The sequence below is a fragment of the Pseudoroseicyclus tamaricis genome (assembly GCF_012070395.1).
Classification (GTDB): Bacteria; Pseudomonadota; Alphaproteobacteria; order Rhodobacterales; family Rhodobacteraceae; genus Pseudoroseicyclus_A; species Pseudoroseicyclus_A tamaricis.
The window spans coordinates 488929-508675 of the sequence record NZ_JAAFYS010000004.1; the positions used below are offsets into that span (position 1 = coordinate 488929).

The following is a 19747-nucleotide window of genomic DNA, read 5'->3' on the forward strand; positions in this document are numbered from 1 at the left end:
CAGGGCTTTAGTCACCACGAGGCTTCGGAGGATGGCGGAACCGTACGCCAACGCACCGGGTGCGTTCGGATGCCGAGTAGCAGGGCGATGCGGCAGGCAGAAAGGCACGAGAGGAAGCTCGCGAAGCAGGTTCGTGCTGCTGTTCAGCAAAGGGAGCAAGCGGAGGAAGGCGTCGTTTGCTGTGGCATCAGGGAGCTTCTCGATCGCCTCCGCGGAGGGGACAAAATCGCGGCAAAGCTTGATGCCGCCATTGATGCTGAGCTGGAGGCGAAGCGGCGCTACTTGGAGAGCTATAATTGTAAGCTGGTTGCCGCCAATGAAGCCAGAAAGCGCTACAAAGGGCAGCTATGTGATCGTCTAGAAGACATTGCGCGATATGTCGATGTTTACAGAACCTGTGATGAGCCCGTCCGTCATATCATCGAGAAGAAGTTAGGCGGCGGCGAGCGGCAAATCTTGTCCTTTGGGATGGCGAACCGCACACGACAAGCACTGGTCCGGAACCTGATCAGAGCAATGCACGGTCTTACCCCGGGCGACCACATGCTATTTCACGGCGGTGCGCCTGCCGCTATCGGGAGAATAAAGAGCCTCTTCGACGCTGGCTATCAGCAAGTTGCTCAGCTGGATGTGAAAGAGTGCTATGCGAGCTTCAACGTGGACCTGGTGGCTGAGCTACTGGGCCTAGATGAAGAGGTGGCTTTCAATGTACTCTCAGCGGAAGCTGCCAACATTGTGTCTCCTATGGTAGACACCTGTCCCTCTGGAACTCGTGAGGCAGTTGCTGACGCGAATTCCAAGGTCCGGCAGGGTCTGAGCACAGGAAGCATGGTGTCACCGCTCGTTGCGGAATGGATGCTGACATTAGCACGCTTGAATCTCGCGGATTGCGGGGACGTGCAGGTGACGTGCTACGCAGACAACTTTCTCCTGCAATCGAGGTCCAGTCGTGTGCTGGGTGATGCTGTGCCTAGCCTGGGCGACGGACTCCGCAACCACCCTGCCGGGCCGCTCCTGGGACACAAGTTTCAGACACTAGGAAATTATGAGGAGTTCGAATTCTTAGGATGCCGTCTCCACAAGGATGGCGGCCGACTTACGGTTTCACTTTCGGACGCAAACTACGAGAAAGCACGAAAAATTCGTGCCACCGGTTATCGGGACATTGCAGAGGCTAGTTCGATCAGTGAAGTTGATAGAGTGATAGACCGGGTTGCGAAGGAGCACAGAGCGTTCGTCTGTGCTTTCGTGGCATTGGAATGCCGGCAGCGCTTCCACAGAAAAAGAATGGAGGCGATGAGGGCTAAGGCAAGGAACAGGGTCCGCCTCCTTAGCGGCGAAGACGTTTCATGATGTGCTGTTGGGGACAGCTTGTAGCAGTACCTCGGCTAACGCGGGCTTCGGCAAGTGGGCGTGGTAAAAGCTCTTTTAATTGGTCCGCCCACCCCTCCGATATGTACTAGTTCTGAGATACCGCATTGGCGGTGGATGGAAAAAGATTGTGAATTTCTCGCGACTTATCCTGTAGTCGCTGTCAACCGCGCGAGTTGTCGGTACTGACCCAAGATCTCACGAAGAGGCACCTGGCGAGCCGGCCCCTCGGTTTCTACAAACGTTTCTTAGTTTTCGAGGGGCGGAAGGCAGGGGGAGATCTGTTCTCCTCTTACTTCAAGGTCCTGCAGGGTGAGCGGTTTCATACCTTCTAGGTTCACCCTAAAGCGTACTTGATCGACTCCCTCCGGCACGGCGCGTACCGCGGGCATATCTCGAACATCGTACCAACGTAGCTTTGTCACGGCATGTGCCTCGTCGAAGATTGGCTCGCCGGACCTAGGCAGGCCCATGACGGAGAGGATCGCGCGCTGGATCTTCATGGTCAGGTCCACCTCTTTCTGCACCATCGCCTGAACTCGCGCTGCGAGGTCGCGTACGCCTGTACCGCCTGACCCTTCGAGTACCAGCGTGGATGCAACAAACGCTTTGGTTCCCGCGTCTGGCAAGCACTGCTCCAGCGAGAAACGGTGTCTCCGCTCTCTTGTTCCAGACGCTTTCACCTCGATCCGACCGGTGCCGAGAACGAAGTCGTAGCGATCCCCAGCGCCGATGCGCCAGGCATGCACCGCTGCTACTGGATCTCTGGCGAGGGAAAGCACCAAGAGTTCGGCGAAAAGTCCGATAGCACCTTCCCGGCTCGGCTCGCCAGGTCGTTCGAGAAGTTCGACAAGTTCCTCCAGGATTGCCACGACCTCTGCTTCTGTGGCGACGGAAAGGCGAGCTAGCAGGATATCACCGATAGAGACAAAGGCCTCTTGGAGCGCGGGATCGTCGGTTTCGCACGCAACGAGAGAAGCCGTGACTGTCCTAAAGATACCTCCGATCTCAACATGGCACTTTGCGCGATGCTGCAGGCGTAGACCACGTCGCACCATCTCGCGCGACGTCGTGCTCAACGTCTCGACGAGGACTGCAGGGCGTCCATGACCATCGATCGCTGCGTAAGCTGCGGGGGAGGAACTGATCTCAACGACGCTGAAAGTGGCCGCCGAGGGCGGTTTCAGCCCGGCGAGACGCGCGCGAAGTGTCCCCGGAGCGACCATCAGGCGCTCGACTGCACTGCGGTGCCTTGGCCTGCGTACCGAACTGGCATCCATAGGGCGAAGGCCGGGACGTCCTTGAGTCTGCCATCCTTCGTTCGGAGCACGTGGATCTGCAAGGACGGCTCGTCACGGATCATGATCTCACGATCGCCTGGATAGACCGGGGTACCAGTCCGGGGATTCCGGCCTTGGTGGAGTTGAGCTACTTTGCCGGCCTCGATCTTCCGTTCCCGCAGGCGCCCTTTTCCCATAAGGTAAATGCGCGCCGACCGTCCGGGCTGGCCCACGAACTCGTCCAGTTGCAGCATTGCGCCGTACAGCATGTCGCGTTGATCCGCGTCCGCCACTCGGATGTCCGCTAGCACCTCCAGAAGCTGCGCGATGGGTAGGCCAGTGGAAACGAGGTGCCGCTGCTCGGCCGTCCGCGCTTCATGCCCCGTATCCTCGTCCAACATCACTGACGATTGGACGCGGTTCAGAAGCGATCGGTTATCGTCGAGGTCGGATCCGAGAATTGCCGGCCGATCCAACATCAGCCAGTCGTCCGACAGACGGCGCTGCTTCACGGCTTGCGTCAGCACGCTACGCCGCGTGGGACGCAGCGATGGGCTGAGAAGGAACTGTCGCCTCCAGTCCCGCAGAGGCCGTCCCTCCTCGGCGACCGGCTTGAGCTGCTCGCGAAGTGCCTCCTCATGCTCAGCGTACTCCCTGAAGGCGCTACGCGTGTCGTCGTCCGTCCAAATGCGGATCCGACCGAGGTAACCACGCTTGTACCCGAAGAATCGAGCTCGTTGCTGGATCGAGTCGGCCAGACGCTGACCGAGGCTGCGCGCGAGGTGCGTCGTCGTAAGCCCCTCGACCGTGAACCCGCGTTCGATGGCCTGCCCACCGATGAGGATGAAGGAGAAGTGCCTGCTCCAGGGCACGGGCGGCGCGCCGCGGTTTAATTCTAGGACCTGCGTATCCTTGAGGGCCACGCGCATCGGACGGATCAGTTCATCAAAGGACGGTAGCCCCGGATCCGTCGTAGAGAGGTCGCGATGGGCTTTGCGAAGGAATGCCAGCAAAAACTCCCGCTCTTCTGGCGCGGTCGATGCCGCCTCTTCCTGCAGAAGCTCGGACCAGTCGGCCTTCATCCGATCAATCCATTCACGGAGGCGCGAATGGTCCCCAGTCAACCGCGACGGATGTATGAGCATTGATCGGTTCGATCGAGGACTTCCTGCGAAGCCCGAATGGTGGTCCGCCCCTATTCCGACGAGGAAGGATGCTAAGGCCGCACGCAAACTCTCTGGAGGCCCCTCCTGAGCCTCTAAGGCATCCTCCATCTCGGCGGCTGGCACCGACCGGACATGCGCAGCAGCCTTCTCAATGAAAAGCTCCTTACCGCCGACATAGGCGCCCCCCGGCTCCAGAACCTGGACGAAGCTCGGCGAGAGCGCGTCGCTTATTTCGATGAGGAGGTTGGCCTGGGGCGTGGCTGTGTACTGCAGGAAAGTATGGCTAACCCCATTCGTGGCCATCGCTTGCCGAAGGCGCGAAATTGCGGCGTAGGTCTTAGTAGGATTAGTTTGGGTATCAGATGCCGCGTTCGCGTCGAGGCTAGCCTGATCCGCTTCGTCGTCGATAATGAGGGCCGGTGCAGGCGGTGGGCGAAGCTCCGCGATCATGTCGGCAAGCTTCGAGAGGTTGCCGGCATGCTTCATCACCGTAACGATAACAGTCGGGCACGCCGATTGGTCGAAGTCGTCGTCCTGCCATTTGTCCAGCGCGGCCTGCATCGTCCGGACATCGGCCGCGCGTTGCGCCGGTTTGATACCTTGGCGCGGCCCCCGAATGTGCAGCCACGTTCGCTTCTCGCCGATGGCGAGATCCTTCGCGAGCCTGCCCTCTGTCTGTTCGAGAAGATACTTCGACGTGCCACCGATCAGGACCACCATCGAATAGCCGTTGTCGCGGGCCAGAGCGGCGACGGTCGTGAACGAAAGAGTCTTCCCGCTTTGGACGTACCCAATCGTCAGTCCGGCGTCGCCCCTGACCGGGCCGCCTGGCTCGGCGCAGCGGGAGAGGATCGCTCTGGAGGCCTCTGCGAGGCGCCCTCGTGCCTCCGCTTCATCCGGGAAAGTACGATACAGGAGTTCGCCGGTCTCGTCCCCCTCTACAGGGCACCAGGAGCCTCCTCGCGGCGCGGTCCTATTGATCGTTGCGGTTCCGGCGCGTTCCGTCATTCGCTCATCCCCTTCAAGGCCTTGTTGATACCGCGTACCGTCGCCGAGGCGCCTATCGCGGCATCCTTACTCCCCGTTCTGGCCAGGACCTGCCCAATCGCCACGGCGGCAGCCGTCCGGAGCATGGCCTGCCAGGCCCGCTCGTCGTCGTCGACGAAGCGGACATTGAAAGGATGGTGCGCTGACACGCGGATGACGACCTTCCGGGTGCCATCTTGCAGCTCGGTGTTGAGCACACGAAGCCAATCGCGCTCAGCGTCGTCCATTGTCGGCTGGACGTGAACCTCCCACGCTTGCCCATCTATCCGGGCAACGAAGACCTCATCCGCAAGTGTGCGGACGGCTGCCTCCGCCTCGGGCTCCTCTGCCGCGTCGTCCTGCGCCCGCCCGGTCGACGCAGCGGTGAATCCCTTCTCTGCATCACGCGCGGTCTCCTTGGCGGCCTTGCGCGCGACGTCTTCGAGTTCCTCCTTGGCCTTCCGAGCCCGGAACTCGTCTGCCTGCTTCAGGAGTGGGATCGGATCCTGCGCCAACCGTTCCTTGAGCAATTCGAGGAACGCCTCCTGCTCCTCTTCTTCCCACTGGAAACCGTCCTTGGTATGCGAGACTTGGAATCCTTCGAGGTTCAACTCCCCGAAGAGCCTCTGGCGACGGAAGCTATTGGCGCTGCCAAAGATTGTGTGCGGCTTGAAGCCCTCGTCGGCACTGCCCTGGATCAACCTACCACGCCGGAACAGGGCGAAGCCGGCGCGACGGGTGCTCGCCGTGGCAAAGAGAGCCGCGAAACCCTTTGCGCTTTTCCCTTCGCCAAAATCGAAGTCGATCTCCTTGCGCCAACTAATCGGCTCCGCCGCTTTATCCCATTCAGGCGGCTGAAGCAGCACGTCCGGATCGTCATAGGACAGCGCCTCACCCTTTACCTCCAGGCGGAGCCAACCCTCTCTGAGAAACTGCCGGTAGATGTCCGCCAAGTGCTCCCTAATTTTCGTAAGGGTTTTCATCCGAGGAAGCCGGGTTACGTCGAAAAGCTCGACGACCGTATAATGCGCGTCTCTCCTCGCTGCATTCTCTTCGGCGTGGAGTTCGTCGAGGGAGAGATCGACGATGGTAGCGACGTCAAGTTCGACGATGCGCTCGACATCTTCGCCCAAGGCCTTGGTTCGGACGGACCATCGGGGCGCGAACCAGCAGGCCGCGGACTTCATGCCCATTCCGAACTCCGAAAGTCCTGAGGCATCTGACGGTGCCTGCGCGGGGCGGAAGGCACGGGGGAATTCAGAAAGCGGGATCCCGGCTGCGTTGTCCTCGATCCGGATGATGCCCTCATCCTCAATGAGGACGCGTACGGTCAGCGTGTCGGATCCAACTGCCCCTAGCGCCTCGCGGTTAGAGCGGAAGCTCTGAACGGAGTTGTCCACGAACTCCGCGATAGCGAACCACTCTTTGTAGTTGAGGTGCTTCAGGACGCCGAGGACGCTGACGCCAGGATTGATCGGTACTTTCGGGCCGCTCATCCCCCCGACCTCAATGGATGGTGGGCGCAGGATCGTCCTGGCCGAGCAGGCGCGCGGCGACCGCCTGGATTACGCCAACGTTCACCGCGTTGCCGAGCGCCTTGTAGGCGGCCTGACGCGTGTGAGGCATGTACTGGAAGTCCCCCATGCTCTGGAGCCGGGCGCACTCACGGACGGTCATGTAGCGCTCCTCCCAACCTACAACCGGAACCTGGCTCGTGGTCAGGGCGACGAGGGAAGGGGCGACGGTTGGTCGCTTCACTCGGATGCCGGAGGCGCGGAACTGGATGATCCCCTTTCGAATGTCGCGCGGCCCATCCTTCCAGTTCCATTCCAGCTTCTGAAAACTAGGGGCAAAGCCGCGGATGGACGGGAGCCAGGCGTCGAAGGCCCCAGGCGAGAAGCCGTAGAGTTCGCGGTTCTGCGAAATGAAGCGCTCCTTCCAACCGGCGAAGCGCGGCTTGCTCTCCTGCGCGTATGGAGGCAGCAAAGCGAAGTTTTGATCGTGGCTCCCCGTCAGCGGTTCTCCGAAGGCGCCCTTCAGCCCCTTGAGAGCATTGGGTGGCAAGGAGGCAGGCGTGTGTCCGACGTATGGATAGGTGGCACCGAACTCCATTGCCCAGATGGGAAAGGAAGGCAGAGGAACGTCGTCCGGGTATGCGTCGAGGAAGCGCTGCCACGCATCGAGGTATTTAAGGAAGGTGCTTGGCAGCGCCTTCGCGTCGTTCGGTCGTTCGTCGAGCACGTCGTGAATGTCGAGTTCGTCGCGAGGACGCTTCCGACCCGGCCACTCGAACTCAGCAAGCGCGCCCCTGCCTTGCTTGGCGACGATGATCGCCCTGTCGCGGACCTGAGGTACCCCGAACATGTGGGGTGATAGGAGCTTCGATCGGACGTCGTAACCGATCATTGCAAGCTGTCGCTCCATTGCTGCCCAGGTCCGTCCCTGGTCGTGACGTAGGAGGTTGGGGACGTTCTCCAGGATGAGATGACCAGGTCGACGTTTGCGCAGAATTCTCAAAACGTTGTCGAACAGCGTTCCGGAGCCCGGGTAGTCTCGGCCTAGTTGCGCCCCAGCCTTGGAGAATGGCTGGCACGGGAAGCCGGCGCAGAGCACGTCGTGCTCAGGAACCTCGTCGAGCGGGATCGAGGTCACGTCCCCCCGTGGGCGCAGGCCGTGGTTGCGCTCATAGAGATCCACGAGGAGGGGATCGAGCTCGGAGGCCATGACGCATTCGTGCCCGAGGTTAGCGAGCGCCCTATGGAAGCCGCCGAGCCCTGCAAAGAGGTCAATGAACTTCATGTGCCCGCCGGCCCAAAGAATCGAGGAAGGTTGCTCACGCAGCGCATGCTCCTCGGGGATCGACGTCGGCGACTGGCCATATGTTTGCGGATGATTTCATCTCCTTCGCAAGGAACACGACGCTCCCCGCCGCGACAAGGGGTCGCGTTCTCCGCCCCGGACGACATCAGGCTGAAAGATTCTAAAGTCGGAGCCGGCACGGTCGCCGGCAGTCTCTGTGGACCGACAAGCGCCCTGAGGTGGGTAGCTACAGATAGATTGGCGGCGCTTCCTACATCTGACGAGTAGTCACTTGAGGTGTTCTTGGATCTTTTGAGCAGCCCCTTCGGGCTAAGCCCTTTTGGGTTGCTCTGACGACACTCGGTCAGGGACGAGCAACGAAGCGTAGCGATGGATTCGCACTTCCGGCGCCCCTCAGGGTCGGGATTGCTGATGCAGCGACGGGCCGCTCCCTGCCCACGCCCACGTTTGGCAAGCACAACCAATTGGCTAGCTAGGTGCGCTGACTGTTCATAGCGCACCCGGTGCGCAAAACAGGGCGGTCCAACAGAATGATCAATCAAGGCATGCCGGATACCGACGGTACAGTTCGCTCCAACAAAGAGATCAGACTGCTTAGCCGGATGTTGAGCGGGAACTGAGCCCGCGTGCTGCAGCGGAGAAGGGTGGACACAAAGGTGGACACACTGCTTTCACGCGGAGCAAGTGGCTGACCAAAATAGATCTTTATGGGAGCAATGGTGCCCAGGAGAGGACTCGAACCTCCACGACCTTGCGATCACTGGCACCTGAAGCCAGCGCGTCTACCAATTCCGCCACCTGGGCCGGTGTGCCGCGTGGCTCTACGGGTTCGGCCGGGGGGTGTCAACGGGTTTCGATGCGTGGAATTCAGGCGTCGCGCGGCGGTGTGCGGGATGGCTGGCGGGGATGCGCCCCTTTCGCCTTGCCCGCTCACCGCGCCGAGACTAAACCCGGGCCCGACAGCAGTGAAGGACGGAGCGACCATGGCAGGGCTCGTCACCATCTTCGGCGGATCGGGGTTTCTCGGGCGGCACATCGCCCGGCGGCTGGCCAAGGAGGGCTGGCGCGTCCGTGTCGCCGTCCGTGAGGTCGCGGCGGCGGGGTTCGTCCGGCAATACGGCGTCGTCGGCCAGGTCATGCCGGTCTTCTGCAACATCCGCGACGACGATTCGGTGGCCGCGGCGCTGGCGGGGGCGGATGCCGCCATCAACTGCGTCGGCATCCTCGCCGACAACGGGCGCAACACGCTGAAAGCGATCAACGAGGATGGCGCCGCCCGCATCGCGCGGGTGTCGAAGGAGATGGGCATCAAGCATCTCGTCCACCTCTCGGGCCTCGGCGCCGATGCGGACAGCGAGAGCAGCTACCTGCGCACCAAGGCCGACGGCGAGCAGGCGGTGCGCGAGATCTTTCCGGGGGCGATGATCCTGCGGCCGGCGCCGCTCTTCGGCCCCGATGACACCTTCTTCAACCGGCTGGGCAACATGGCGCGCATGCTGCCGGTGATCCCGCTGCCGAAGCAGCATACCCGCCTGCAGCCCGTCTATGTCGATGACGTGGCCGCCGCGGCGGCGCTGGGCGCCAGCGGCCGGGCGCCGGGCGGCACCTATGCGCTCGGCGGGCCGGAGGTGATGACCCAGCGCGAGGTGATGGAGGCGATCTGCACGCTGATCCGCCGCCGCCGCGTGCTCTTCGGCCTGCCCGACTGGCTCGCCCGGCCGGTGGCCTGGGCCGGCGGCATCGTGCAGGTGCTGTCGCTCGGCATCATCAAGGCGCCGATCACCAGCGACGAGCTGCGCGCGCTCTCCAGCGACTCGGTCGTGCCGGAGGGGGCCAAGGGCTTCGCCGAGCTGGGGCTGACGCCGACGGCGATGGAGGTTGTCCTGCCGAGCTACATGTGGCGCTTCCGGCCCTCGGGCCAGTACCTGGCCATCAAGGATTCGGCCAAGGGACTGCGGAAATCCTGACGCATGGCTGATACCGCGCTGATCGCCCTGCTCCTCGGGATCCTCGAGGGGCTGACCGAGTTCATCCCCGTCTCCTCCACCGGGCACCTGCTGCTCGCCGGGCACTTCCTCGGCTTCGAGGCGGCGGGAAAGACCTTCGAGGTCGTCATCCAGCTCGGCGCCATCTTTGCGCTGCTCTTCGTCTATGCCGGGCGCCTGTGGGAGGTGTTCCGCAACGCGCCGCACGATCCGGGCGCGCGGCGGTTCATCGCCTCCGTCCTGCTGGCCTTCCTGCCGGCGGCGGTGCTTGGCGTCATCCTGCATGACCTGATCAAGAACGTCTTCTTCGAGACGCCGCTGCTCATCGCCTCGATGCTGGTGATCGGCGGGGTGATACTGATCTTCTTCGAGCGTATCGCGCCGGAGCCGACGGTGGACGACGCCGAGGCGCTGCCGCTGCGCAAAGCCTTCGCCGTGGGCCTCTGCCAGTGCCTCGCCATGGTGCCCGGCGTCTCCCGCTCGGGGGCGACCATCGTGGGTGCGCTGATGCTGGGCGTGTCGAAGCGCGCGGCGGCGGAGTTCTCCTTCTTCCTCTCCATGCCGACGATGGCGGGGGCGGTGGCCTACGACATCTATGCCACCCGCAACGAGCTGGACCTGTCGGCCTGGGGCGAGATCGCTATCGGCTTCGTTGCCGCTTTCGTGGTGGCGCTGCTGGTGGTGCGCTGGTTGCTCGGCTTCGTCTCCCGCCACGGCTACGCGCTGTTCGGCTACTGGCGAATCCTCGTCGGCGGGGCGGCCCTGATCGCTCTGCTGATCCAAGGATAGTGGTAGGTCAGCCAAGTTGACCCAATAAAGGGCGGAAATCGCACCGCTCTTCCGCCAGCCAGCATATTTTGGCATTTTAGGTCAGCACGGCTGACTTTTATTCCCCTGCGTAACGGGGTAGTGGTATTCCCGAACAGACGGGAGACCGCCCTTGGCCACGCAACAGCGCATGCTCAAATTCGTCACCATCCCCCGGGACATGCCGCCGAAGCGGCAGGCGGAGGATCGTCGCGACGATTTCATGGAGATTTACGCCGAGTTCGCCGATGCCAAGGCGGAGGAGCAATCGGGCCGATGCAGCCAGTGCGGCGTGCCCTATTGCCAGACGCATTGCCCGCTGCACAACAACATCCCCGACTGGCTGCGCATGACGGCGGAAGGCCGGCTGGAGGAGGCCTATGCCATCTCCCAGTCGACCAACACCTTTCCGGAGATCTGCGGTCGCATCTGCCCGCAGGATCGTCTCTGCGAAGGCAATTGCGTCATCGAGCAGTCGGGCCACGGCACCGTCACCATCGGCTCCGTCGAGAAATACATCACTGACACCGCCTTCGAGCGTGGCTGGGTGAAGCCCTCGCTGCCCTCGCACGAGCGGGAGGAGAGCGTCGGCATCATCGGCGCTGGCCCGGCGGGCCTCGCCGCGGCGGAGGCGCTGCGCCGCGCCGGGGTGCAGGTGACGGTCTATGACCGCCATGACCGCGCCGGCGGCCTGATGACCTACGGCATCCCCGGCTTCAAGCTGGAGAAGGAGGTGGTGATGCGCCGCGTCCACCTCCTCGAGGAATCGGGCGTGGAGTTCGTCACCAGCTGCAATGTCGGCGATGACCTCTCCTTCGACGCGATCCGCGGCAAGCATGACGCGGTGCTCATCGCCACCGGCGTCTACAAGAGCCGTGACCTCGATGCGCCGGGCTCCGGCGCCGCCGGGATCGTGCGGGCGCTGGACTATCTGACCTGCTCCAACCGCAAGAGCTTCGGCGACGAGGTGCCGGAGTTCGAGTCGGGTGAGCTGAACGCCGAGGGCAAGAAGGTCGTCGTCATCGGCGGCGGCGACACGGCGATGGATTGCGTGCGCACCGCCATCCGGCAGGGCGCGACCAGCGTGAAGTGCCTCTACCGGCGTGACAGGGCGAACATGCCAGGGAGCCAGCGCGAGGTGCAGAATGCCGAGGAGGAGGGCGTGGAGTTCGTCTGGCTCTCCGCCCCCGCCGGCTTCGAGGGCGAGGAGACGGTGGCGGGCGTCACCATCTCCAAGATGCGGCTCGGCGCGCCCGATGCCTCCGGCCGGCGCTTCCCCGAGGTGATCGAGGGCGCCGACTACCTCGAAGACGCCGATCTCGTCATCAAGGCGCTCGGCTTCGAGCCGGAGGAGCTGCCGAAGCTCTGGGGCGTCTCGGGGCTCGATGTGACGCGCTGGGGCACCATCCGCGCCGATTACGGCACGGGCCGCACCTCTCTGGATGGCGTCTTCGCCGCCGGGGATATCGTGCGCGGCGCCTCGCTCGTCGTCTGGGCGATCCGCGACGGGCGCGACTGTGCCGACGCGATTCTGCAGCACCTCGGCGCCGCGGCCACCGTGGTGGCGGCGGAATGATCGCTCGCGCCCCTCTGGTGGCCCCCGTGCTGGCCACGCTCCTCGGCCTCGCGGCCGGCAGCGTTGCCGCGCAGGATTTCGCGCCGCCCGAGGGGTGCGTCGGCACGCTGACGGTGCAGCAGCGCGCCTGCCTCGTCGTAAATGTCTGGGAATGCGAGGCCGATGCGCCGGGCGAGCAATGGGTCGCCCTCTTCGGCGTCGGCGGGCCCTTCCAGGTGAAGAAGGTGGACGAGGACTTCCAGTGGCTCACCACCTTCTACCCCGACAGGGTGGAGACGATGGAGCTGCCGGCGCCCGACCCGGGCAGCCTGTCGGAGCTGCTGGAGACGGGGCGTGACAGCTACGACTTCACCACCACCTCCGATGACGGCGCCCCGGCGGAGCGGGTCGTCGGCGTCGACCGGCTGACGGGCGAGGAAGTGGAGATCGACGGCGAGCCGCTGCTCGCCACCACCTATTCCTACGATGTCGTCACGGCCGACGGCGAGATCACCTATTCCGGCGTCGGCGAGCAATACGTCTCCGAGCGTCACCGCCTTTTCCTCCTTGGCCGGTCCTGGCAGCGGGACACGCCGGAGGAGGTGCTGGAGGCGAGCCCAGTCGACTTCATCTATCCCGGTGAGCCCGGGTTCTTCTCGACCAGCCCTCAATATGATTGCGGCGTCATCGAATCGGCGTTGCCCGGAGCCAGCCAATGAAGACCAAGATCCTCGCCGCCCCGCTCGCCCTCGCCCTCGTGGCGCCGGCCGCCCCTCTTCTCGCGCAGCAGACCTTCTCGCTGCCGGCGGATTGCACCGGTTACATGACCGTGCAGACGCGGGCCTGCTCGATCAGCCACCACTTCACATGCTCCTCCGACCCGGAGGGCTGGCAGCGGCGGATCGACCTCGATCCGCAGGGCATCACCTATGCCGGCGCCGTCGACAGCGAGACGCAGTGGGTGGAGAGCTTCCACGTTCTCTCCGGCCATTCCGAGACGCTGGCGCCCGACCCGAACGACCCCGCCAGCTTCACCGAGCTGACGGAGACGGGCCGCGACAGCTACGACTTCCGCACCATCTCCCCCGAGCAGGGCGAGACGCGCTTCGTCGGGCGCGACGAGCTGACGGGCGAGACGCGCACGATCAACGGGCTGCTGCTGGAGGAGACGGATTACCGCATCCAGGCGATCAGCCCGGAGGGCGAGATCCTGTGGGAATCCGAGGGCAACGAGTACATCAACCGCGAGAACCGGCTGTTCCTCTCCGGCCCCGGCACCACGACGGTGGATGGCGAGACCTTCCCGAGCGATGACAGCCCGGTGGAGATCTCCTTCCCCGGCGACCCCGGCTTCCTCGCGGTCGAGCCGCTCTTCGGCTGCAACGTCGTCAGCTCGTCGTGGAGTCCCGACGAATGAGCGTCACCGGCCGCTGCCTCTGCGGGGCCGTGACGGTCACCGCCGCGCAGCTGCCGGCGGAGATGTCGGCCTGCCATTGCGAGATGTGCCGCAAGTGGAGCGGCTCTGTCGGCATGGGCCTGCCCGTCCCGGAAGAAGAGCTGAGCGTGACGGGCGAGGTGCAGACCTACGCCTCCTCCTCCTTCGCCGAGCGGGCCTGGTGCCCGACCTGCGGCTCGGCGCTCTGGTTCCGCGACACCAAGGGCAAGAACGTCGGCACGGTCGAGCTTTGCCCCGGCCTCTTCGAGAATGCCGGCGGCGCGCGGCTGGTCCGCGAGGTCTATGCCGATCAATGCCCCGAGGGCTACGCCTTCGCCGGCGACCATGACCGGTGGAGCCGGGCCGACTACGAGGCGCGCGAGCAATTCGTCCCGGAGGGCGGCGAATGAGCGCGCGGATAGAGGGCCGCTGCCTCTGCGGCGCCGTCACCATGACGGCCACGCCCGGCCGCGAGCTGCTGTTCGCCTGCCATTGCAGTCTCTGCCGCCACTGGACGGGCGGCGTCTTCGTGGGCTTCTCGGCGCCCGAGGCAGGCGTTGTCGTCGAGGGCCCGGTGCGCCGCTTCCGCTCGTCGAGCTTCGGCGAGCGCGCCTCCTGCGAGACCTGCGGCGCGCCGCTCTGGTTTCGCGAGGATGGCGGCGATTACGAGTTCGCCATCGGCCAGTTTCCCGCCGCGTCGGGCTGGCCGCTCAACAACGAGAATTACGTCGACGCCGCGCCGGATGTCTTGCGCCTCGCCGGCGACCACAAGCGCCTGAGCGCGGCCGAATACGAGGCCGCTCACCCGCATACGGAGGCGGTATGACCAAGACCGGATCGTGCTTCTGCGGCGCCGTGCAGTTCGTCGCCTCCGAGATCGGCACGCTCGGGGCCTGCCATTGCACCTCGTGCCAGCGCTGGACGGGCGGGCCGCTGCTTGGCGTCACCGTGCCCGAGGCGGCCATGGCGGTGACCGGCAGCGACCACGTGGTCACGCGCCGCACCTCGGGCTGGGCGAGCCGCTCGAACTGCGGCAGCTGCGGCTCGCCGCTGTGGTACCGCTACGACAAGGGCGAGGATGGCAGCGGCCACTACGAGGTGCCGCTCGGCCTGTTCGACGAGCAGGACGACATCCCGCTGACCAAGGAAATCTTCATCGATTTCAAGCCGGCGGGCTTTGACTTCGCGGGCGATCATCCGCGCCGCACCCGGGCCGAGGTGATGCCCTCGTTCGACCCGTCATGACGACCGGGCGCTGCCTCTGCGGGGCGGTGGTGGTGGAGGCGGGCACGCTCGCCTCCGAGATCACCGGCTGTTTCTGCGCGCTCTGCGCCCGCGCCGGCGGGGGCATCCAGATGAGCATCGAGGCCGACCCGGCGGCGCTACACGTAACCGGCCCGGTGAAGACGCATCGCTCGTCCCGGCTCGCCGAGCGGGCGTGGTGCGACAGCTGCGGCTCGCCAGTCTGGTTTCGATATGTCGAGGGGCCCGACAAGGGCTACCTCGAGCTCTCGCCCGGCCTCTTCGATGGCGCGGCGGGCGCCACGCTGACACAGATCGTCTACGCCGACCGGGCGCCGCGTGGCTTCAGCCTTGCGGGCCTCAAGACCCAGAGCCAGGCGGAATACGACGCCAGCCACGAGAACCTCAACACGGGCGGCGGGGCCGCCTCCTCGGAAGGAGCAAGACCATGAGCTACGACGAATCCTGGGTTGCCGCCGAAGAGGCCAAGCGCAAGTGGATGAACGAGAACTCCATGTTCCGCGAGGAGGACGAGCATGCCTCCTGCGGTGTGGGGCTCGTCGTGTCGATCGACGGCAAGGCCAGCCGCGACGTCGTCGAGAAGGGCATCAGCGCGCTGAAGGCCATCTGGCACCGCGGCGCCGTCGATGCCGATGGCAAGACGGGCGACGGCGCCGGCATTCACGTGCAGATCCCGCTGCCGTTCTTCTACGAGCAGATCCGCCGCTGCGGGCATGAGCCCCGCCCCGACAAGCTGATCGCCGTCGGCCAGGTCTTCCTGCCGCGCACCGATTTCGGCGCGCAGGAGAAGTGCCGCACCATCGTGGAAAGCGAAGTGCTGCGCATGGGCCACTACATCTATGGCTGGCGGCACGTCCCGGTGAACATCAACGTCCTCGGCGAAAAGGCCAACGCGACGCGGCCGGAGATCGAGCAGATCCTGATCCGCTGCGAGAAGGACATCGACAAGGAGACGTTCGAGCGCGAGCTCTACATCATCCGCCGCCGGATCGAGAAGGCCGCGGCCGCCGCCGGCGTGCCGACGCTCTACCTCGCCTCGCTCTCCTGCCGGTCGATCATCTACAAGGGCATGATGCTCGCGCAGGACGTCGCCGAGTTCTATCCCGACCTGCTCGACAAGCGGTTCGAGAGCGCCTTCGCGCTTTATCACCAGCGCTATTCCACCAACACCTTCCCGCAATGGTGGCTGGCCCAGCCCTTCCGCATGCTCGCCCATAACGGCGAGATCAACACGCTCAAGGGCAACCTCAACTGGATGAAGAGCCACGAGATCCGCATGGCCTCCTCCACCTTCGGGGACATGGCCGAGGACATCAAACCCATCGTCGCGCAGGGCTCGTCCGACAGCGCCGCGCTCGATGCCGTGTTCGAGATGATGGTTCGCGCCGGGCGCTCCGCCCCGATGGCCAAGACGATGCTGGTGCCCGAGGCATGGAGCAAGTCCGCCGCCGAGCTGCCGCAGCCGTGGATGGACATGTACGCCTATTGCAACGCGGTGATGGAGCCGTGGGACGGCCCCGCCGCGCTGGCGATGACCGATGGCCGCTGGGTCTGCGGCGGGCTCGACCGCAACGGCCTGCGCCCCATGCGCTACACCGTCACCGGCGACGGCCTGCTGATCGCGGGATCGGAGGCCGGCATGGTCCCGGTCGACGAGACCCGCGTAAAGGAGAAGGGCGCGCTCGGCCCGGGCCAGATGATCGCCGTCGATATGGAAGAGGGGCGTCTCTACCATGACCGCGAGATCAAGGACAAACTCGCCGCCGCGCTGCCCTACCAGGACTGGATCGAGAAGGTCATCGACCTCAACGCCATCCTGAAGGACGTCCCCGAGGCGCCGATGTTCGAGGGTGAGGAGTTGCGCCGCCGCCAGGTCGCCGCCGGCTACACGCTGGAAGAGCTGGAGCAGGTGCTCGCGCCGATGGCCGAGGACGGCAAGGAGATGATCGCCTCGATGGGCGATGACACGCCCGCCGCCGTGCTCTCCTCCCAGTACCGGCCGCTGAGCCACTACTTCCGGCAGAACTTCAGCCAGGTGACCAACCCGCCCATCGACTCCCTGCGCGAGCAGCGGGTGATGAGCCTGAAGACGCGGTTCGGGAACCTCAAGAACGTGCTCGACGAGGATTCGTCGCAGACGGAGATCCTCGTGCTGGAATCGCCCTTCGTGGCGAATGCCGAGTTCGACGTGATGGTCGAGCAGTTCGGCGATCAGGTGGCGGTGATCGACTGCACCTTCCCCGCCGGCGCGGTGCATGATGCCCTGAAGGAGGGGCTCTCCCGCATTCGCGAGGAGGCGGAGGATGCCGTGCGCTCCGGCGCCGGGCACATCGTGCTGACCGATCAGCATCAGGGCGCCGAGAAGGTGCCGATGCCGATGATCCTCGCCACCTCCGCCGTGCACTCCTGGCTGACGAAGCAGGGGCTGCGGACGTTCTGCTCGCTCAACGTCCGCTCCGCCGAGTGCATCGATCCGCATTACTTCGCGGTGCTCATCTCCTCGGGTGCCACAACGGTGAACGCCTACCTCGCCGAGGATTCGGTGGCCGACCGCATTCGCCGCGGGCTCATCGAGGGGAGCCTAGAGGATGCCATGCGCCGCTACCGCGACGCGGTGGATGCCGGCCTTCTCAAGATCATGTCGAAGATGGGCATCTCCATCATCTCCTCCTACCGGGGCGGGCTGAACTTCGAGGCCGTGGGCCTCTCCCGCGCCATGTGCGCCGAGTACTTCCCGGGCATGCATTCCCGCATCTCCGGCATCGGCACGGCGGGCATCCAGAAGAAGCTGGAAGAGGTGCACGCCAAGGGCTGGCTGCACGGCACCGACGTGCTGCCCATCGGGGGCTTCTACAAGTCCCGCCGGCGGGGGGAGACCCACGCCTGGGGCGCGACGGTGATGCACCTGATGCAGAGCGCCTGCGACCGGGCGAGCTACGAGATCTGGCAGCAATACTCCAAGGCGATTCAGTCGAACCCGCCGATCCACCTGCGCGACCTTCTGGCCATCAAGCCGCTGGGCGAGCCGGTGCCGATCGAGGAAGTCGAGAGCATCACCTCGATCCGCAAGCGGTTCGTGACCCCGGGCATGTCGCTGGGGGCGCTCAGCCCCGAGGCGCACAAGACGCTGAACGTCGCGATGAACCGGATCGGCGCGAAGTCGGACTCCGGCGAGGGCGGCGAGGACCCGGCGCATTTCGTGCCCGAGTCCAACGGCGATAACCCGTCGGCGAAGATCAAGCAGGTGGCCTCCGGGCGCTTCGGCGTGACGGCGGAATACCTCAACCAGTGCGAGGAGCTGGAGATCAAGGTCGCGCAGGGCGCCAAGCCCGGCGAGGGCGGCCAGCTGCCCGGCATGAAGGTGACCGAGCTGATCGCCCGGCTGCGGCACTCGACGCCGGGGGTGACGCTCATCTCCCCGCCGCCGCACCACGACATCTACTCCATCGAGGACCTCGCGCAGCTGATCTACGATCTCAAGCAGATCAACCCGCGCTGCAAGGTGACGGTGAAGCTGGTGGCGTCGTCGGGCGTCGGCACCATCGCCGCGGGCGTCGCGAAGGCGAAGGCGGATGTCATCCTCATCTCCGGCCATAACGGCGGCACGGGGGCGTCTCCGGCGACCTCCATCAAGTATGCCGGCCTGCCGTGGGAGATGGGCCTGACCGAGGCGCACCAGGTGCTCGCCATGAACCACCTGCGCGAGCGGGTGACGCTGCGCACCGACGGTGGCCTGCGCACCGGGCGCGATATCGTCATGGCGGCGATGCTGGGGGCCGAGGAATACGGCATCGGCACCGCGGCGCTGATCGCCATGGGCTGCATCATGGTGCGCCAGTGCCAGAGCAACACCTGCCCCGTCGGCGTGTGCACGCAGGACGAGGCGCTGAGGGACAAGTTCACCGGCAATGCCGACAAGGTGGTGAACCTCATCACCTTCTACGCCACCGAGGTGCGCGAGATCCTCGCCTCCATCGGCGCGCGGTCGCTAGACGACGTGATCGGCCGGGCCGACCTGCTCACGCAGGTCTCCCGCGGCTCCGCCCATCTCGACGATCTGGATCTCAACCCGCTGCTCATCACCGTCGATGGCGCGCACCAGATCCGCTACGACCGCAACAAGCCGCGCAACCCGGTGCTCGACACGCTGGATGCGGAGATCGTCAAGGACGCCGCCCGCTTCCTGCAGGACGGCGAGAAGATGCAGCTGGAATACGCGGTGCAGAACACGCACCGCACCATCGGCACGCGCACGACGAGCCACATCGTCGCCCGCTTCGGCATGCGCAACGACCTGCAGCCGGGGCACCTGACGGTGAAGCTCAAGGGCTCCGCCGGCCAGTCTCTCGGCGCCTTCGCGGCGCCGGGGCTGAAGCTGGAGGTCTCTGGGGATGCCAACGACTACGTGGGCAAGGGCCTCTCCGGCGGCACCATCGTGGTGCGCCCGCCGATGGCCTCGCCGCTGGTGGCGGAGGACAACACCATCATCGGCAACACGGTGCTCTACGGCGCCACCGACGGCTACCTCTTCGCCGCCGGCCGGGCGGGGGAGCGCTTCGCTGTCCGCAACTCCGGCGCCAGCGTGGTGATCGAGGGCTGCGGCTCCAACGGCTGTGAGTACATGACCGGCGGCGTGGCCGTGATCCTCGGCGAGATCGGCGCCAACTTCGGCGCCGGGATGACCGGCGGCATGGCCTATCTCTACGATCCCGAGGGGAAGGCCGAGCAGCTGATCAACATGGACACGCTCGTCACCTGCCCGGTGACGGTCGACCACTGGCTGGGCCAGCTGAAGGATCTGGTGGAGCGCCACGAGCGCGAGACCGGCAGCCGCAAGGCCGGCGAGATCCTCACCCACTGGGAGGCCGAGCTGCCGCACTTCCTGCAGGTCTGCCCCAAGGAGATGCTCGGCAAGCTGGAGCATCCGCTGGTGGTGGAACAGGCGGCGATGCCGGCGGAATGAGGCGGTGGGTGGCGCCGGGGGAACCCCGGCGCCACGCGGGGGCTCTGCCCCCGCACCCCCGAGGTATTTCCTGCCA

General features: G+C 65.0%; 15 protein-coding genes and 1 tRNA gene. 11 read left to right on the forward strand and 5 right to left on the reverse strand.

Annotated features, from left to right (window positions below):
* Positions 1–87: 87 nt before the first annotated feature.
* Entirely contained in the window at positions 88–1353 is a 1266-nt protein-coding gene (locus GY170_RS18185; RefSeq protein WP_163896225.1) for an RNA-dependent RNA polymerase family protein, read from the forward strand.
* 266 nt (positions 1354–1619) lie between these two features.
* On the opposite strand, the gene GY170_RS18190 is transcribed toward GY170_RS18185, so the two are convergent.
* From GY170_RS18190 to GY170_RS18210, 5 genes are all read right to left on the reverse strand, one after another.
* Complete coding sequence (locus GY170_RS18190; RefSeq protein ID WP_167803337.1) at positions 1620–2651, reverse strand: PD-(D/E)XK motif protein; 1032 nt, start codon at positions 2649–2651, stop codon at positions 1620–1622.
* A complete protein-coding gene (locus tag GY170_RS18195; RefSeq protein WP_163896229.1) occupies positions 2597–4825 on the reverse strand; it encodes a Z1 domain-containing protein in 2229 nt (742 codons plus the stop codon). The genes GY170_RS18190 and GY170_RS18195 overlap by 55 nt, the downstream gene beginning before the upstream one ends.
* Complete coding sequence (locus tag GY170_RS18200) at positions 4822–6339, reverse strand: ATP-binding protein (RefSeq protein WP_163896231.1); 1518 nt, start codon at positions 6337–6339, stop codon at positions 4822–4824. Before GY170_RS18200 ends, GY170_RS18195 begins: the two co-directional genes overlap by 4 nt.
* 10 nt (positions 6340–6349) lie before the next feature.
* Complete coding sequence (locus tag GY170_RS18205) at positions 6350–7642, reverse strand: DNA cytosine methyltransferase (RefSeq protein WP_163896233.1); 1293 nt, start codon at positions 7640–7642, stop codon at positions 6350–6352.
* Positions 7643–8380: 738 nt separating this feature from the next.
* Positions 8381–8467: transfer RNA gene (locus GY170_RS18210), tRNA-Leu, on the reverse strand.
* Between the two features lie 179 nt (positions 8468–8646).
* Between GY170_RS18210 and GY170_RS18215 the strand changes: the two genes are divergently transcribed.
* The 10 genes from GY170_RS18215 (at position 8647) to gltB (ending at position 19671) form a co-directional block, all read left to right on the forward strand.
* Positions 8647–9630 carry a complex I NDUFA9 subunit family protein gene (locus tag GY170_RS18215; protein ID WP_163896234.1) on the forward strand — a complete coding sequence of 328 codons (984 nt, stop codon included), beginning with the start codon at positions 8647–8649 and terminating at the stop codon, positions 9628–9630.
* A 3-nt stretch (positions 9631–9633) separates the two neighbouring features.
* A complete protein-coding gene (locus GY170_RS18220) occupies positions 9634–10437 on the forward strand; it encodes an undecaprenyl-diphosphate phosphatase (RefSeq protein WP_163896236.1) in 804 nt (267 codons plus the stop codon).
* 169 nt (positions 10438–10606) lie between these two features.
* Positions 10607–12031, forward strand: a complete 1425-nt coding sequence (locus GY170_RS18225; RefSeq protein ID WP_163896238.1) for an NAD(P)-dependent oxidoreductase — start codon at positions 10607–10609, stop codon at positions 12029–12031.
* Positions 12028–12729 (forward strand): hypothetical protein, encoded by a 702-nt coding sequence (locus GY170_RS18230; RefSeq protein WP_163896240.1) that lies wholly within the window; start codon positions 12028–12030, stop codon positions 12727–12729. Before GY170_RS18225 ends, GY170_RS18230 begins: the two co-directional genes overlap by 4 nt.
* On the forward strand, positions 12726–13427 hold the full coding sequence (locus GY170_RS18235) for a hypothetical protein (protein ID WP_163896241.1): 702 nt from the start codon (positions 12726–12728) through the stop codon (positions 13425–13427). The genes GY170_RS18230 and GY170_RS18235 overlap by 4 nt, the downstream gene beginning before the upstream one ends.
* Positions 13424–13855, forward strand: coding sequence for a GFA family protein (locus tag GY170_RS18240; protein ID WP_163896242.1), 432 nt, complete (start codon positions 13424–13426; stop codon positions 13853–13855). The genes GY170_RS18235 and GY170_RS18240 overlap by 4 nt, the downstream gene beginning before the upstream one ends.
* Positions 13852–14271: a GFA family protein gene (locus GY170_RS18245; RefSeq protein WP_163896244.1), complete on the forward strand. Its 420-nt coding sequence runs from the start codon at positions 13852–13854 to the stop codon at positions 14269–14271. The genes GY170_RS18240 and GY170_RS18245 overlap by 4 nt, the downstream gene beginning before the upstream one ends.
* Positions 14268–14690: a GFA family protein gene (locus GY170_RS18250; RefSeq protein WP_163896246.1), complete on the forward strand. Its 423-nt coding sequence runs from the start codon at positions 14268–14270 to the stop codon at positions 14688–14690. The genes GY170_RS18245 and GY170_RS18250 overlap by 4 nt, the downstream gene beginning before the upstream one ends.
* Positions 14687–15139 (forward strand): GFA family protein, encoded by a 453-nt coding sequence (locus GY170_RS18255; RefSeq protein WP_163896249.1) that lies wholly within the window; start codon positions 14687–14689, stop codon positions 15137–15139. Before GY170_RS18250 ends, GY170_RS18255 begins: the two co-directional genes overlap by 4 nt.
* The gene (gene gltB / locus GY170_RS18260; RefSeq protein ID WP_163896251.1) at positions 15136–19671 is read left to right on the forward strand and encodes a glutamate synthase large subunit; all 4536 of its coding nucleotides are present in this window, start codon (positions 15136–15138) and stop codon (positions 19669–19671) included. Before GY170_RS18255 ends, gltB begins: the two co-directional genes overlap by 4 nt.
* Positions 19672–19747 lie beyond the last annotated feature (76 nt).